The 14,881-nt window shown below is 72.4% G+C and carries 11 protein-coding genes; 9 read left to right on the forward strand and 2 right to left on the reverse strand.

Features of this window, described 5'->3' with window-relative positions; all coding sequences use genetic code 11:
- Positions 1–46: 46 nt before the first annotated feature.
- The 3 genes from ACIP37_RS09070 to ACIP37_RS09080 all read left to right on the forward strand — a co-directional run bounded on the left by ACIP37_RS09070 (position 47) and on the right by ACIP37_RS09080 (position 2,427).
- Positions 47–649 (forward strand): cell division protein SepF, encoded by a 603-nt coding sequence (locus tag ACIP37_RS09070; protein WP_031071810.1) that lies wholly within the window; start codon positions 47–49, stop codon positions 647–649.
- A gap of 99 nt (positions 650–748) precedes the next feature.
- A complete protein-coding gene (locus ACIP37_RS09075) occupies positions 749–1,030 on the forward strand; it encodes a YggT family protein (RefSeq protein WP_063347232.1) in 282 nt (93 codons plus the stop codon).
- A gap of 59 nt (positions 1,031–1,089) precedes the next feature.
- Positions 1,090–2,427 (forward strand): DivIVA domain-containing protein, encoded by a 1,338-nt coding sequence (locus tag ACIP37_RS09080; protein ID WP_400805663.1) that lies wholly within the window; start codon positions 1,090–1,092, stop codon positions 2,425–2,427.
- Positions 2,428–2,612: 185 nt separating this feature from the next.
- On the opposite strand, the gene ileS is transcribed toward ACIP37_RS09080, so the two are convergent.
- On the reverse strand, positions 2,613–5,741 hold the full coding sequence (gene ileS / locus ACIP37_RS09085) for an isoleucine--tRNA ligase (RefSeq protein WP_363582914.1): 3,129 nt from the start codon (positions 5,739–5,741) through the stop codon (positions 2,613–2,615).
- A gap of 641 nt (positions 5,742–6,382) precedes the next feature.
- On the opposite strand from ileS, the gene ACIP37_RS09090 reads away from it, so the two are divergent.
- From ACIP37_RS09090 to ACIP37_RS09115, 6 genes are all read left to right on the forward strand, one after another.
- Positions 6,383–6,850 carry a TraR/DksA family transcriptional regulator gene (locus ACIP37_RS09090; protein WP_244293330.1) on the forward strand — a complete coding sequence of 156 codons (468 nt, stop codon included), beginning with the start codon at positions 6,383–6,385 and terminating at the stop codon, positions 6,848–6,850.
- A 166-nt stretch (positions 6,851–7,016) separates the two neighbouring features.
- A complete protein-coding gene (gene lspA, locus ACIP37_RS09095) occupies positions 7,017–7,670 on the forward strand; it encodes a signal peptidase II (RefSeq protein WP_400805704.1) in 654 nt (217 codons plus the stop codon).
- A 60-nt stretch (positions 7,671–7,730) separates the two neighbouring features.
- Positions 7,731–8,669 (forward strand): RluA family pseudouridine synthase, encoded by a 939-nt coding sequence (locus ACIP37_RS09100; protein ID WP_363582910.1) that lies wholly within the window; start codon positions 7,731–7,733, stop codon positions 8,667–8,669.
- 1 nt (position 8,670) lies between these two features.
- Entirely contained in the window at positions 8,671–9,132 is a 462-nt protein-coding gene (locus ACIP37_RS09105) for a GNAT family N-acetyltransferase (RefSeq protein WP_400805666.1), read from the forward strand.
- 156 nt (positions 9,133–9,288) lie between these two features.
- Positions 9,289–12,093: an alpha/beta fold hydrolase gene (locus ACIP37_RS09110; protein ID WP_400805668.1), complete on the forward strand. Its 2,805-nt coding sequence runs from the start codon at positions 9,289–9,291 to the stop codon at positions 12,091–12,093.
- Between the two features lie 44 nt (positions 12,094–12,137).
- Complete coding sequence (locus ACIP37_RS09115; RefSeq protein WP_363582904.1) at positions 12,138–13,019, forward strand: ABC transporter permease subunit; 882 nt, start codon at positions 12,138–12,140, stop codon at positions 13,017–13,019.
- Between the two features lie 84 nt (positions 13,020–13,103).
- On the opposite strand, the gene ACIP37_RS09120 is transcribed toward ACIP37_RS09115, so the two are convergent.
- Positions 13,104–14,807, reverse strand: coding sequence for an alkaline phosphatase D family protein (locus ACIP37_RS09120; RefSeq protein WP_400805706.1), 1,704 nt, complete (start codon positions 14,805–14,807; stop codon positions 13,104–13,106).
- Between the last annotated feature and the right edge of the window lie 74 nt (positions 14,808–14,881).

A 14,881-nucleotide genomic window follows, 5' to 3' on the forward strand; every position in this document is an offset into this window, starting at 1 on the left:
GCCACCGAGCGCCAGCGAGGTGGCTATGAGCGGAGGAGACAGGAGCATGGCCGGCGCAATGCGCAAGATGGCGGTCTACCTCGGCCTCGTGGAGGACGAGACGTACGACGGTCAGGGGTACGACCCTGACGACGACTACGACGCGGACCCCGAGCCGATTCGAACGGGACAGCGGACCGAGGACATCCCCCGGCCGGCCGCCGCGCCCGCCCCGGTCTCCTCGATCACTCCGCAGCCGGTCCCGGCCGCGGTGCCGATCCGGCAGGAGACCCCGAGGATGGCCCCAGTGTCGTCCATCACACCCGAACGCCGCCACAACCTGGAGAAGAGCGCCCCGGTGATCATGCCCAAGGTAGTGAACGAACGAGAGCCCTACCGCATCACCACGCTGCACCCGCGGACCTACAACGAGGCCCGTACCATCGGGGAACAGTTCCGTGGCGGGACCCCCGTGATCATGAATCTGACCGAGATGGACGACACCGACGCGAAGCGACTCGTAGACTTCGCCGCTGGACTCGTCTTCGGTCTGCACGGCAGTATCGAGCGCGTGACACAGAAGGTGTTCCTGCTGTCGCCTGCTAACGTCGATGTCACGGCGGAGGACAAGGCTCGGATCGCCGAGGGTGGGTTCTTCAACCAGAGCTGACCCGGCCACGACTTTACGTGTGGATCTGATCAACAGTGGATTAGCGACAGGTGACGAGCGGCAGGCCCAAGGGCCCGGAACCGGGGAGAGGGAAACGCGATGGACATCGTGTGGGCGGTGCTCTACTACGCCCTGACCGTCTTCCTGGTGTTCCTGCTCGTGCGACTGGTCATGGACTGGGTCTTCCAGTTCGCGCGTTCGTGGCGGCCCGGCAAGGCCATGGTCCTGGTCCTGGAGGCCACGTACACTGTCACGGATCCGCCGCTCAAGCTTCTTCGGCGGTTCATTCCGCCGTTGCGTTTCGGGGGCGTGGCGCTCGACCTGTCCTTCTTCGTACTGATGATCATTGTGTATGTCCTGATCTCGCTTGTGCGGCCCTAGTCGTAGGTGAGCGATGCGACAGGATGCCGGTGTGCCGACGATCACGTTGAGGTGAAGAGATGCCATTGACCCCCGAGGACGTTCGGAACAAGCAGTTCACGACCGTCCGCCTGCGCGAAGGCTATGACGAGGACGAGGTCGATGCCTTCCTCGACGAGGTCGAAGGAGAGCTGACCCGCCTGCTTCGCGAGAACGAGGACCTGCGCGCCAAGCTGGCCGCCGCGACTCGCGCCGCCGCGCAGAACCAGGCGAACATGCGGAAGGAGCCGCCGCAGGACGCCCGTTCGGGCGCCCCCGTTCCGGCCGCCATATCCGGCCCGCCGGTTCCCGGCCAGCAGGGCCCCGGCCCGCAGCAGCAGCAGATGGGCCCCGGTGGTCCGCAGCAGCAGCAGATGGGCGGCCCGCAGCAGCAGCAGATGGGCAACCAGCCGCTCGGCCTGCCCTCCGGCGCCCCGCAGCTCCCCGCCGGCCCCCAGCAGATGGGCGGCCCGCAGCAGCAGATGAACCAGACCATGGGCGGCCAGCAGCAGCTGGTCCAGCCGATGGGCGGTCAGATGCTCCAGCCCATGGGCGGCCCCGGTGGCCCGCAGCAGATGGGCAACCCGATGGGCCAGGGCATGGGCCAGCAGCAGCAGATGCAGCCGATGGGCGGCCCCATGGGCGGCCCGCAGCAGCAGCAGATGGGCGGCCCCATGGGTGCCCCCATGCAGCAGCAGGGCCCCGGTGGCGACAGTGCCGCCCGCGTCCTGGCGCTCGCTCAGCAGACCGCCGACCAGGCGATCTCGGAGGCCCGTTCCGAGGCCAACAAGATCGTCGGCGAGGCCCGCAGCCGCGCCGAGGGCCTGGAGCGCGACGCCCGTGCCAAGGCCGACGCCCTGGAGCGGGACGCGCAGGAGAAGCACCGCGTCGCGATGGGCTCGCTGGAGTCCGCGCGCGCCACGCTGGAGCGCAAGGTCGAGGACCTGCGGGCGTTCGAGCGCGAGTACCGGACGCGCCTCAAGTCGTACCTGGAGACCCAGCTGCGCCAGCTGGAGTCGCAGGCCGACGACTCGCTCGCCCCGCCGCGGATCCCCGCCACCGCGTCGCTGCCGCCGGCGGCCTCGTCGATGGCTCCGGCCGGTGCCGGTGCGATGAGCGGTGCCCCGGCCTTCGGTGGCAACCAGCCGGCCTTCGGCGGCAACGCGCCGTCGTTCGGCGGGCAGAGCTCCTTCGGTGGCAACCCGCCGGCGCCGAGCTTCGGCGGTCAGGCGTCCGGTGGCAACACCGGCGCGCCGCAGATGCAGCCGGCCGGGATGACGCAGCCGATGGCGGCCGTCCGCCCGCAGCCTCCGCAGCCGATGCAGCAGGCGCCGGCGCCGATGCGGGGCTTCCTGATCGACGAGGACGGCGACAACTGAGGTTGCAGCGCGGCCTTTTGAGAGCGCCCCCTGTTCGACCCACGGGTCGGACAGGGGGCGCTCTGCTGTGGTGCGGGCGCGGGCGGGGGATGGGCGCGTGCGGGGTGGTGACGTCGCTTCGGGGGCGCGCGGGTACGGCGAAGCCGCCGTCGCCCCGGGCGGGGTGACGGCGGCTTCGGAGTCGGTCAGGCCTTGCGGAGCTGGAAGGCGAGGCCGAGGGCTTCGTCGGCGAAGGTCTCGGAGTCCCAGTCGGCCGTGCCGGCGGCGAAGTCGGTGGCCAGGACCTCCTCGGCGACGAGGGGGCCGTGCTCGGCGATGGCCTCGGCGGTCTCCTCGGTGGTGGCCCGCCAGCGCAGGACGATCCGGTCGGCGACGTCGAGACCGGAGTTCTTGCGGGCCTCCTGGATCTGGCGGATGGCGTCGCGGGCGACGCCGAGCCGCTTGAGCTCCGGGGTGATGGCCAGGTCGAGGGCGACGGTGGCGCCGGACTCATTGGCGACGGCCCAGCCCTCGCGCGGGGTCTCGGTGATGATCACCTCGTCCGGGGAGAGGGCGACCGGCTCGCCGTTCAGTTCGACCGAGGTCTCGCCGTCGGCGCGCAGTTCGGCGGCCAGGCGGGCGGCGTCGGTGGCGGCGACCGCCTTGGCGACGTCCTGCACGCCCTTGCCGAACCGCTTGCCCAGGGCGCGGAAGTTGGCCTTGGCGCTGGTGTCGACGAGCGAGCCGCCGACCTCGGCGAGCGACTCCAGGGTGGAGACGTTGAGCTCCTCGGCGATCTGCGCGCGCAGGTCGGCGGGCAGCTCGTCCCAGCCCTGGGCGGCGATCAGCGCGCGGGACAGCGGCTGACGGGTCTTCACGCCGGACTCGGCGCGGGTGGCCCGGCCGAGCTCCACCAGGCGGCGGACCAGCGCCATGTGCCGGGAGAGGTCGGTGTCGATCAGCGACTCGTCCGCCTGCGGCCAGGTGGCCAGGTGGACCGAGGCCGGGGCGTCCGCGGCGACCGGGACGACCAGGTCCTGCCAGACCTGCTCGGTGATGAACGGGGTCATCGGGGCCATCAGGCGGGTGACCGTCTCCAGCGCCTCGTGCAGGGTGGCGAGCGCGGCCGCGTCGCCCTGCCAGAAGCGGCGGCGGCCGCGGCGGACGTACCAGTTGGACAGGTCGTCGACGAAGCCGGACAGCAGCTTGCCGGCGCGCTGGGTGTCGTACGCCTCGAAGGCGGCGTCGACCTCGCGGACCAGGGTGTTCAGCTCGGAGAGCACCCAGCGGTCCAGCTGCGGGCGGTCGGCCGGGGCCGGATCGGCCGCCGAGGGGGACCAGCCGGCGGTGCGGGCGTACAGGGCCTGGAAGGCGACGGTGTTCCAGTAGGTGAGGAGGGTCTTGCGGACCACCTCCTGGATGGTGCCGTGGCCGACCCGGCGGGCCGACCAGGGCGAACCGCCGGCGGCCATGAACCAGCGGACGGCGTCGGCGCCGTGCTGGTCCATCAGCGGGATCGGCTGCAGGATGTTGCCCAGGTGCTTGGACATCTTGCGGCCGTCCTCGGCCAGGATGTGGCCCAGGCAGACGACGTTCTCGTAGCTGTTCTTGTCGAACACCAGGGTGCCGACCGCCATCAGCGTGTAGAACCAGCCACGGGTCTGGTCGATCGCCTCGGAGATGAACTGCGCCGGGTAGCGCTTCTCGAACAGCTCCTTGTTCTGGTACGGGTAGCCGTACTGGGCGAAGGGCATCGAGCCCGAGTCGTACCAGGCGTCGATGACCTCGGGGACCCGGGTCGAGGCGCCGCCGCACTCGCGGCAGGCGAAGGTCACGTCGTCGATGTACGGGCGGTGCGGGTCGAGCTCGCTCTGGTCGGTGCCGGTGAGCTCGGAGAGCTCGGCCAGCGAGCCGACGCAGGTGAGGTGGCCCTCCTCGCAGCGCCAGATCGGCAGCGGGGTGCCCCAGTAGCGGTTACGGCTGAGCGCCCAGTCGATGTTGTTGTTCAGCCAGTCGCCGAAGCGGCCGTGCTTCACGTTCTCCGGGTACCAGTTGGTGGCCTCGTTCTCCCGGATCAGGGCGTCCTTGACCGCGGTGGTGCGGATGTACCAGGACGGCTGCGCGTAGTAGAGCAGCGCGGTGTGGCAGCGCCAGCAGTGCGGGTAGCTGTGCTCGTACGGGAGGTGGCGGAAGAGCAGGCCGCGCTCCTTGAGGTCCGCGACTAGGGCCTCGTCGGCCTTCTTGAAGAACTGGCCGCCGACCAGCGGGACCTCGGGGGCGAAGGTGCCGTCGGCGAGCACCGGGTTGACCACCGGCAGGCCGTACCTGCGGCAGGTCGCGAGGTCGTCCGCGCCGAAGGCGGGCGACTGGTGGACGATGCCGGTGCCGTCCTCGGTGGTGACGTAGTCGGCGTTGAGGACGTAGTGCGCGTTCTCGATCTCGACCAGGTCGAACGGGCGGCGGTAGGCCCAGCGCTCCATCTCGGCGCCGGTGAAGGACTCGCCGGTGGCCTCCCAGCCCTCGCCGAGGGCCTTGGCGAGCAGCGGCTCGGCGACGACCAGCTTCTCCTCGCCGTCGGTGGCCACCACGTAGGTGACCTCCGGGTGGACGGCGGCGGCGGTGTTGGAGACCAGGGTCCACGGGGTGGTGGTCCAGACCAGCAGCGCGGCCCGGCCGGCCAGCGGGCCGCTGGTCAGCGGGAAGCGGACGAAGACCGAGGGGTCGACGACGGTCTCGTAGCCCTGGGCCAGCTCGTGGTCGGACAGGCCGGTGCCGCAGCGCGGGCACCAGGGGGCGACCCGGTGGTCCTGGACCAGCAGGCCCTTGTCGAAGATCTGCTTGAGCGACCACCAGACGGACTGGACGTACGACGGGTCCATCGTCCGGTAGGCCTCGTCGAGGTCGACCCAGTACCCCATGCGGGTGGTCAGCTCGGTGAAGGCGTCGGTGTGGCGGGTCACCGACTCGCGGCACTTGGCGTTGAACTCGGCGATGCCGTACGCCTCGATGTCCTGCTTGCCGGAGAAGCCCAGCTCCTTCTCGACGGCGAGCTCGACCGGGAGGCCGTGGCAGTCCCAGCCGGCCTTGCGGGCGACGTGGTAGCCCTTCATCGTCCGGAAGCGGGGGAAGACGTCCTTGAAGACGCGGGCCTCGATGTGGTGGGCGCCGGGCATGCCGTTGGCGGTCGGCGGGCCCTCGTAGAAGACCCACTCGGGGCGGCCCTCGGACTGCTCCAGGCTGCGCTGGAAGATCTTGTTGTCCTGCCAGAACGACAGGATCTGGTGTTCGAGGGCGGGCAGGTCCACCTGTGCGGGGACGGAGTTGTAGGTGCTCATCGCGGGCGTCATACCTCCGGCGGATGTGAACGGGATCCGACGGAGGGACGAGACGGCGAGCCGCCCCGCGGTACCACCCTCCTTGGCCGCGGTGCTGCTGCGGCCCTCTTGTTTGGGCTTGCTGCCGGGTCTAGTGGGCCGGCCCGCGCGGTGGCGGGCGGCCGTTCTTCCGGCGGCTCCGGGGTGATCTTCCCGCCGTGCACACCCCCGGGCTCGCACCGTCCCCGGGTCGCTGGTGGCTGCGTACGTCGGTACTCGTCCCATCTGCGCCTTGCAGGGCCAGTGTATCGGCCGGGCGAGTCGGTTTGTCCAAATCGTTTTTCCCCGCGGTGGACGGCCGGGGCGCTCCGGGGGCGGCGGCGGTGGTGGTTAGGCGGGGGTGATCTGGGCACAAGTCTGGTCAGCGCGCGGGGCGTGGCGGCTGGGGCGGCTGCCTGGGTGGGATCATCATGGGGCGTCGGAATGTCATGTTGTGACCGGTTTTGATCGGGATTATCGTTCCGGCACTGGAGGCCGCCGGGAACCGGCGGCTCGATTCGTTCGTAGATGGGGTCGAAGCCATGGCTGAGAAGGCAACCGGCGCGGGTACCGCCACCAAGCGGGCACGCAAGGCCGTGGCGGCCGATCCAGGGGAGGGGACCGTGACCACTACCGCACGGCAGAAGAGCAGCACCGACACCGTCACCGTGCCGCGCGGCGCCGAGTCGGTGGACCCGGCCACGCTGCCGGTCCGGCCCGGCGAGGACCCGTGGACCACCGACGAGGTCCACGAGCTGCACACCGAGCTCATCAGCGAGCTGGAGCGGCTGCAGAACGAGATCGACGCCGCCGAGGCGGCCATCTCCGGCCTGATGCGTGACTCCAACGACGGAGCCGGTGACGACCAGGTGGACGCCGGTACGAAGAACATCTCGCGGGAGAGCGAACTCGCGCTCGCCAACAACGCCCGGGACAGCCTCGCCCAGACCGAGCGGGCCCTGACCAGACTGGAGGGCGTCGGCTTCGGCACCTGCGAGTCCTGCGGGCAGGCCATCGGGAAGGCCCGGATGCAGGCCTTCCCCCGGGCCACGCTCTGCGTGCAGTGCAAGGCCAAGCAGGAACGCCGCTGACGCGGCCGACCGGGGCGGCGCAGGGGGTCGGGCTTGCCGTACGCTCGACCCCGTAACGTCGCCTGAATCCTCGGGACACGTCCGGTTCGGAGGTGTCCGGTACGGCGACCAATGGGCCCACCCTCCCCCACCTCCAACCGGGGGAGCTCCACCGGCAGCGGAGCGGATCATCAGTACGCAAGGTTCCCCCCAGACGCGGGACGACGCCGTCCCGACCCCCGCCGAAGCCGTGGAGGTGGCCGTGGCCGAGTCCACCGAGCCCGCCGAGCCTGCTGGGCCCACCGAGGCGAGCGCCCCGGCCGCGGCGGAGGCGCCGAAGGGCCGTCGGCGGGTCGGCGTGCTGATGGTCGTCGCGCTGCTCGCCTTCCTGATCGACCTCGGCAGCAAGCTGCTGGTCGTGGCCCGGCTGGAGAACCACGCGGCGATCAAGGTGATCGGGGACGTCGTCACCTTCCAGGTCATCCGCAACTCCGGCGCCGCCTTCGGCATGGGGCAGGCGCTGACCGTCGTCTTCACGATGATCGCCTCGGCCGTCATCGTGGTGATCTGGCGGATCGCCCGCCGGCTGTACAGCCTGCCCTGGGCGATCGCGCTCGGGCTGCTGCTCGGCGGGGCCCTGGGCAACCTCACCGACCGGCTGTTCCGCTCGCCGGGCGTCTTCCGCGGGCACGTCGTCGACTTCATCTCCGTCCAGCACTTCGCGGTCTTCAACCTCGCCGACTCGGCGATCGTCTGCGGCGGAATCCTCGTCGTGCTGCTCTCCTTCCGGGGCAGCAACCCGGACGGCACCGTCCACCAGCAGGGCGGCAAGACCGAGTAGCAGGGGCCCCGGGCGGTCGGGCGGGCGGCGGAGGGCCGCGGTTCCGGCATACTCGTACGGGTGAGTACCGCAGCGCAGATCCGCAGCCTCCCCGTACCCGACGGCCTGGAGGGCGAGCGCCTCGACGCCGCCCTCGCCCGGATGTTCGGCTTCTCCCGGACGAAGGCCGCCGAGTTGGCCGCCGACGGCAAGGTGACGCTCGACGGCGCCGTGGCCGGAAAGTCGGACCGGGTGACCGCCGGCTCCTGGCTGGAGGTCGAGATCCCGGCCCCCGCCGCCCCCGTGCGGATCATCGCCGAGCCGGTCGAGGGCATGCGGATCATCCACGACGACGAGGACATCGTGCTCGTCGACAAGCCGGTCGGCGTCGCCGCCCACCCCAGCCCCGGCTGGACCGGCACCACCGTCATCGGCGGGCTCGCCGCGGCCGGCTACCGGATCTCCACCTCCGGCGCCGCCGAGCGCCAGGGCGTCGTGCACCGGCTGGACGTCGGCACCTCCGGGCTGATGGTCGTCGCCAAGTCCGAGCGCGCGTACACCGACCTCAAGCGGCAGTTCCACGACCGGATCACCGAGAAGCGCTACCACGCCCTCGTGCAGGGGCACCCGGACCCGCTGAGCGGCACCGTGGACGCGCCGATCGGGCGGCACCCCAGCTCGGACTGGAAGTGGGCCGTGACCAAGGACGGCAAGCCGTCCGTCACCCACTACGACCTGATCGAGGCCTACCGCTCGGCCTCGCTGCTCGACATCAAGCTGGAGACCGGGCGCACCCACCAGATCCGGGTCCACATGTCCGCGCTGCGCCACCCCTGCGTGGGCGACCTGACCTACGGCGCCGACCCGACGCTGGCCAAGCGGCTCGGGCTGACCCGGCAGTGGCTGCACGCCGTGTCGCTCGGCTTCGAGCACCCGGCGGACGGGCAGTGGGTCGAGTTCTCCAGCGAGTACTCGCCCGACCTGCGCAAGGCGCTCGACATCATCTCGTCGGAGAGCTGAGATGACGGCGGCCATCCGGACCGCGGCGGGCGCCGCGGACCTGGCGCTGGTGCGGGACGTGCGGCGCGAGGTGTTCATCGTCGAGCAGAACGTGCCGGAGGAGCTGGAGTACGACGAGTACGACGCGACCTCGGTGCACCTGCTGGCCGTGACGGCGGACGGGACCGCGCTCGGGACCGGACGGCTGATCTTCGGGGAGCAGGCGCTGAAGCTCACCGGGGGTGTCGAGGGCAGGGTGCTGCTCGGACGCCTCGCGGTGGTGTCGGCGGCCCGGAGGACCGGGCTCGGGGCCCAGCTGGTGCGGGCGATCGAGGCGGCCGGGCTCGACCGCGGCGCCGTCGAGGTGGAACTGCACGCGCAGGTGCGGGCGCTGGGGTTCTACGAGCGGCTGGGGTACGCGGCCGAGGGCCCGGTGTACGAGGACGCGGGGATACCGCATCGGACGATGAAGCGGGTGCTGTAGGGCGCGCCCTGTGGATCCCCGTACCCCTGGTGGGGTGCGGGGATCTCCGTCGTCCCGTGCCGTACCAGGGCGCAACGGGGTGAACGGGGCGGAAGCGGCGGCTTCGGCGGTGGCCTTATCGGACGCCTACCCGGGGGGCGGATACGATCAGCCCCCATGGAGTTCGGTGGGGCGTGGCGCCGGTGGCGCAGCCGGGGTACGACGGTGCGGCGCAGGGTGGTGGCCGGTGCGGTGGCCCTGGTGGTGGTGGCCGGGGTCGGTACGGCGACGGTGGCGTCCGGCGGTGAGCCGGCGGTCCATCAGGAGGACCGTTTCCTCGCCATGCCGGAGACCCCCGGCAGTGACCAGCAGGTCCAGGTGGACACCTCCTTCTTCACCACCGGCAGCACCCCGCGCCCGGCGGTCCTGCTCGCGCACGGCTTCGGTGGCTCCAAGGACGGCGAGCGCGAACGCGCCCAGCAGCTGGCCCGGCAGGGCTACGCGGTGCTGACCTGGTCGGCACGCGGCTTCGGGCACTCGGGCGGGAAGATCGGCCTCAACGCGCCCGACCGCGAGGTCGAGGACGTCAAGCACCTGGTGGACTGGCTGGCCCAGCGGCCCGAGGTGCAGCTCGACGGGCCCGGCGACCCCCGGGTCGGCATCACCGGTGCCTCGTACGGCGGCGCCGTCTCGCTGCTGGCCTCCGCGTACGACCACCGGATCGACGCGGTGGCCACCCAGATCACCTGGTGGAACCTCGCCGACGCGCTGTTCCCGCAGGGCGTGCAGGGCTCGGGCGCCGTCGACGGCGTGTTCAAGAAGCTCTGGGCCGGGATCTTCTTCACCACCGGCGCGGCCGGCGACCTCGGGCCCTCCGGCGGCGCGCCGCGCGGCGGCGGGGCCGGGCAGGGCGGGCCGGGGCAGGGCGGCGACGCCGCGGGCGGGCCGGTCGGCTGCGGGCGGTTCCTGGAGTCGCTCTGCCAGATGTACGACCGGGTCGCCACCGCCGGGCACGCCGACCCGGAGGCCGTCGCGCTGCTGGACCGCTCCAGCCCGTCCTCGGTGGCCGCGCAGCTCAAGGCGCCCACCCTGGTCGTGCAGGGCCAGCAGGACTCGCTGTTCCCGCTCGACCAGGGCGACCGGATCGCCCGGGCCGTCGCGGCCAACGGGGCGCCCGTCTCGGTGGACTGGTTCGCCGGCGGGCACGACGGCGGCACCGACACCAGCGCCCGGGTCGACGACCGGGTGACCGCCTGGTTCGACCACTACCTGAAGGGGCAGGGCGACGACACCGGCCCCGCGTTCCGGGTCACCCGCACCGGGGGCGTCGACTCCACCGGCTTCCAGGCCGTGCTGCGCGGCGCCTCCGCCGACCGCTACCCGGGCCTGGGCGGAACCGGCTCCCACGGTGTCGAACTGGCCGGCGGTGAGCAGACCATCGCCAACCCGCCCGGCGGGGCTCCGCCCGGGATCTCGACGCTGCCCGGGATCGGCGCGCTCAGCCAGGCCGCCTCGCTGGGCGCCGGGCTGTCGCTCGACTTCCCCGGCCAGCACGCCGCCTTCGACTCCGCGCCGCTGGACCAGCCGCTGCACCTGACCGGGCAGCCCACCGTGCCCGTCCAGGTGCACGCCGACCGGCCGGACGCGGTGCTCTTCGCCAAGCTGTACGACGTGGGCCCGGACGGCAAGGCCGTGCTCCCTCAGCAGCTCGCCGCCCCGCTGCGGGTCACCGGCGCCGACGCGGGCCGCACCGTCACCGTCGCGCTGCCCGCCGTCGACCACACCTTCGCCGCCGGGCACCGGCTGCGGCTCGTCCTGGCCGCCACCGACCTCGCGTACGCCTCGCCCGTCGAGCCCGCCACCTACCGGGTCGCGCCGGCCGGGGCGCTCACCGTGCCGACCGACGACGAACTCGTCACCGAGGCCACGCCGCTGCCCGCGCGCACCTGGCTGCTGCCGCTGGCGGCCGTCGTGGTGGCGCTCGGCCTGGTGCTGTCGCCCCGGCTGCTGCGCCGCCGTCGGCGGGGGGCGGGCGACGGGTCGGCGTACGATCCGGCGCTGGCCGGGGTGCCGTTGCAGATCACCGGCCTGAGCAAGCGCTACAAGGGCGCTCAGGATCGTTACGCCGTGCGGGAGTTGGGCTTCCGGGTGGAGCAGGGGCAGGTGCTCGGCCTGCTCGGGCCCAACGGCGCCGGCAAGACCACCACGCTGCGGATGCTGATGGGCCTGATCCGGCCCGACGCGGGCGAGATCCGGATCTTCGGCCACCTGGTGCGCCCCGGCGCACCGGTGCTCTCCCGGGTCGGCGCCTTCGTCGAGGGCGCGGGCTTCCTGCCGCACCTCACCGGCCGGGCTAACCTGCGGCTGTACTGGCAGGCCACCGGTCGGCCGGAGGCGGACGCCCGCTTCGACGAGGCGCTGGCCATCGCCGGTCTCGGCGAGGCGCTCGACCGCGCGGTGCGGACCTACTCGCAGGGCATGCGGCAGCGGCTCGCCATCGCCCAGGCCATGCTCGGGATGCCGGACCTGCTGATCCTCGACGAGCCGACCAACGGGCTCGACCCGCCGCAGATCCGCGAGATGCGCGAGGTGATGATCCGGTACGCCGCCGCCGGCCGTACCGTCATCGTCTCCAGCCACCTGCTCGCCGAGGTCGAGCAGAGCTGCACGGACCTGGTGGTGATGGACCGCGGGCGGCTGATCACCACCGGAGCCGTCGGCGAGATCGTCGGTGCGGGCGAGCTGCTGTTCCTCGGCGTGCCCGCCGGGTACGAGCCCGGGTCGGTCGTCGAGAAGGTCGGCGCGCTGGCCGGGGTCGGTTCGGCGGAGGCTGTCGAGGGCGGGCTGCTGGTGCGCCTGGACGGGCTGGCGGCGCACGAACTGCTGGCCGAACTGGTGCGCCTCGGCGTGCCGGTGGAGAGCGCCGGGCCGCAGCGGCGGCTGGAGGACGCGTTCCTGTCGTTGATCGGAGGTGCGGCGTGAGCAGTGGCGTGAGTGGTGGGGCGAGCGGTGACGTGAGCGGTGACGTGAGCAGCGATGTGAGCAGTGGCGCGAGCGGCGTCGTGTCGGCGGACCACGCCGAGGGGTACCGGGCGGGCCGGACGCTGCCGCTGCGGGTGGAGGCGATGCGCCAACTGCGGCGCCGCCGCACCCTGGTGATCGGCGCGGTGCTGGCCGCCCTGCCGTTCGTGATGCTGGCCGCGTTCCAGATCGGCGGCACCCCGAGCCGCCCCGACCGGACCACCTTCATCGACCTGGCCACCGCGTCCGGGCCCAACTTCGCCGCCACCATGCTGTTCGTGGGCACCGGCTTCCTGCTGGTCATCCCGGTGGCGCTGTTCTGCGGCGACACGGTCGCCTCCGAGGCGAGCTGGTCCTCGCTGCGCTACCTGCTGGCCGCGCCGGTGCCCCGGGCCCGGCTGCTGGCCCGCAAGTTCGCGGTCGGGCTGGCGTTCTCGGCGGTGGCGGTGGTGATGCTGCCGCTGATCGGGTTGGTCGTCGGCACCGCCGCGTACGGCTGGGGGGACCTCAAGCTGCCCACCGGGGCCAGCCTTTCGGCCGGGGAGGCGCTGCCCCGGCTGGCCGTCGCGGCGGCCTACGTGTTCCTCGCCGAGATCGTGATCGCCGCGCTGGCGTTCTGGCTCTCCACGGCGACGGACGCGCCGCTGGGCGCCGTCGGCGGGGCGGTGTTCGCGTCGATCATCACCGGGGTGCTGGACGCCGTCACGGCGCTGGGGGGCCTGCGGGAGTGGCTGCCCGCGCACTGGCAGTACGCCTGGGCGGACGCCCTGCAGCCGCAGTTGGAGTGGGGCGGCATGGTGCAGGGCGTCTCGCTGTCGCTGTCGTACGCGGCGGTGCTGCTCGCGCTGGCGTTCCGGGGGTTCGCGCGCAAGGACGTGGTGTCGTAGGGCCGTCGTGCTGCGGGCCCGCCGCGTGGGTGCGGCGGGCCCGGGTGACAGACGTGGGGCCCGGCGTGGGGGCCCGGGGTGGGGTCAGGCGATCGGGGCGTTCGCGCGCTCGATCCGCTGGGTGCCGGTGCGGGTGCGGTAGGAGCGGGTCCAACTGCTGGTCGCGTCCTTGCGGGTGCGGTCGGAGAGGACGTAGTAGTCCATCTGGGTCTGCTCGGGCGTGATGTCCAGGACTCCGTAGCCGTGCGAGTCCAGGTCGACCCACTTGACGTGCGGGTTGGCCGTCCTGATCGCGGTGCCGGCCGCCAGTGAGACGGTCTGCGGGGCGACCTTCAGGAGGTCGTCGACGTTGTCGGAGGTCACCGAGGTGACCACGAACTCGGTGGCGACACTGCCGGACAGCGGGTAGGTGGCGGCCTCGTTCGGGACGTCGGCGGCCCAGGCGGAGTGGATGTCGCCGGTCAGGAAGACGGTGTTGGTGATGCCGTTCGCCTTGAGGTGGCCGAGCAGCTCGCGGCGGTCGTGGGTGTAGCCGTCCCACTGGTCGGGGTTGACCGCCACGCCCTCGCCTGGCAGGCCGAGCAGCTTGGCCAGCGGGCGCAGCAGGTAGTCGGGCAGCGAGAGGAAGGCGACCGGGGAGATCATCACCTCGTTGCCGATCAGCCGCCAGGTGGTGTCGGAGGCGGACAACCCGGCCTTGAGCCAGTCCAGTTGGGCGCGGCCGGTGAGGGTGCGGTCGGCCGAGTCGACGGCACCGCTGCCCGTCTTCGCCTGCTGGGAGCGGAACGAGCGCTGGTCCATCAGGTGCAGGTCGGCGAGCTTGCCGTAGCGCAGGCGGCGGTAGGTGGTGCCGGCGATCGAGGGCCGGACCGGCATCCACTCGAAGTAGGCCTGCTTGGCGGCGGCCATCCGGTCGGCCCAGGCGCCCTCGGTGCCCGGGGTGTGGTTCTCGGCGCCGCCGGACCAGGCGTCGTTGGCGAACTCGTGGTCGTCCCAGATCGCGATGGTCGGGAGCTTGGCGTGCAGGGCCTGGAGGTCGTCGTCGGTCTTGTACTGGCCGTGCCTGGTGCGGTAGTCGGCGAGGGTGAGGATCTCGTGGGTGGGGGCGTGCGGGCGCACGACCGTGCCGCGGGCGCAGAACTCGCCGGTCTTGTACTCGTAGATGTAGTCGCCGAGGAAGAGGAAGGCGTCCAGGTCGCCGCGGGCGGCGAGGTGGCGGTAGGCGGAGAAGTAGCCGCCCTCCCAGTTGGCGCAGGAGGCGACGCCGAACCGCAGCCGGGAGAGGGCGGCGTCGGTGGCGGGGGTGGTGCGGGTGCGGCCGGTGGGGGAGGCGGCGGTGCCGGTACCGGCGGTGGCGGTGGCGGTGAAGCGGTACCAGTAGGGGGTGTCCGGGGTCAGGCCGCGGACGTCGGCCTTGACGGTGTGGTCGGCGACGGCGGTGGCGGTCACCGTGCCGCTCGCGACGACGCGGGTGAAGGCCTGGTCGGCGGCCAGCTCCCAGCGGACCTCGGTGTCGGGGCCGAGGCCCGAGCCGGGGACGGCCTCGGGGCGGGGCGTCACCCTGGTCCAGAGCAGGACGCCGTCGGGGAGGGGGTCGCCGGAGGCTATGCCGTGCAGGAAGCGGGGGGCGGCTTCGGGGGTTCCGGGGGCCTGGGCGGCTCCGGCGGCCTGGGCCGGCTCGGCGGCTTCGGCGGGGGTGGGGAGGGCGATCGGGAGGGCGGCGGTCGCGCCGGCGGCCAGCGCGCCGGCCTTCAGGACCTGGCGGCGGCGCGGGTGGGCGGGGGTCATGTCATGGACAAGATCGTTCACGTCCGGAAGGTTACCCGCTAGTAAAGCGTAGGTAAATCAGGTGACCTGACGAC

It is taken from the genome of Kitasatospora sp. NPDC088861, from assembly GCF_044750105.1.
GTDB lineage: Bacteria > Actinomycetota > Actinomycetes > Streptomycetales > Streptomycetaceae > Kitasatospora.

Coding starts and splice junctions, on each gene's coding strand:
- ACIP37_RS09120 (WP_400805706.1), bottom strand. CDS start 14,807: ATGACCCCCGCCCACCCGCGCCGCCGCCAGGTCCTGAAGGCCGGCGCG.
- ACIP37_RS09075 (WP_063347232.1), top strand. CDS start 749: ATGGACATCGTGTGGGCGGTGCTCTACTACGCCCTGACCGTCTTCCTG.
- ileS (WP_363582914.1), bottom strand. CDS start 5,741: ATGAGCACCTACAACTCCGTCCCCGCACAGGTGGACCTGCCCGCCCTC.
- ACIP37_RS09070 (WP_031071810.1), top strand. CDS start 47: ATGGCCGGCGCAATGCGCAAGATGGCGGTCTACCTCGGCCTCGTGGAG.
- ACIP37_RS09110 (WP_400805668.1), top strand. CDS start 9,289: ATGGAGTTCGGTGGGGCGTGGCGCCGGTGGCGCAGCCGGGGTACGACG.
- ACIP37_RS09105 (WP_400805666.1), top strand. CDS start 8,671: ATGACGGCGGCCATCCGGACCGCGGCGGGCGCCGCGGACCTGGCGCTG.
- ACIP37_RS09080 (WP_400805663.1), top strand. CDS start 1,090: ATGCCATTGACCCCCGAGGACGTTCGGAACAAGCAGTTCACGACCGTC.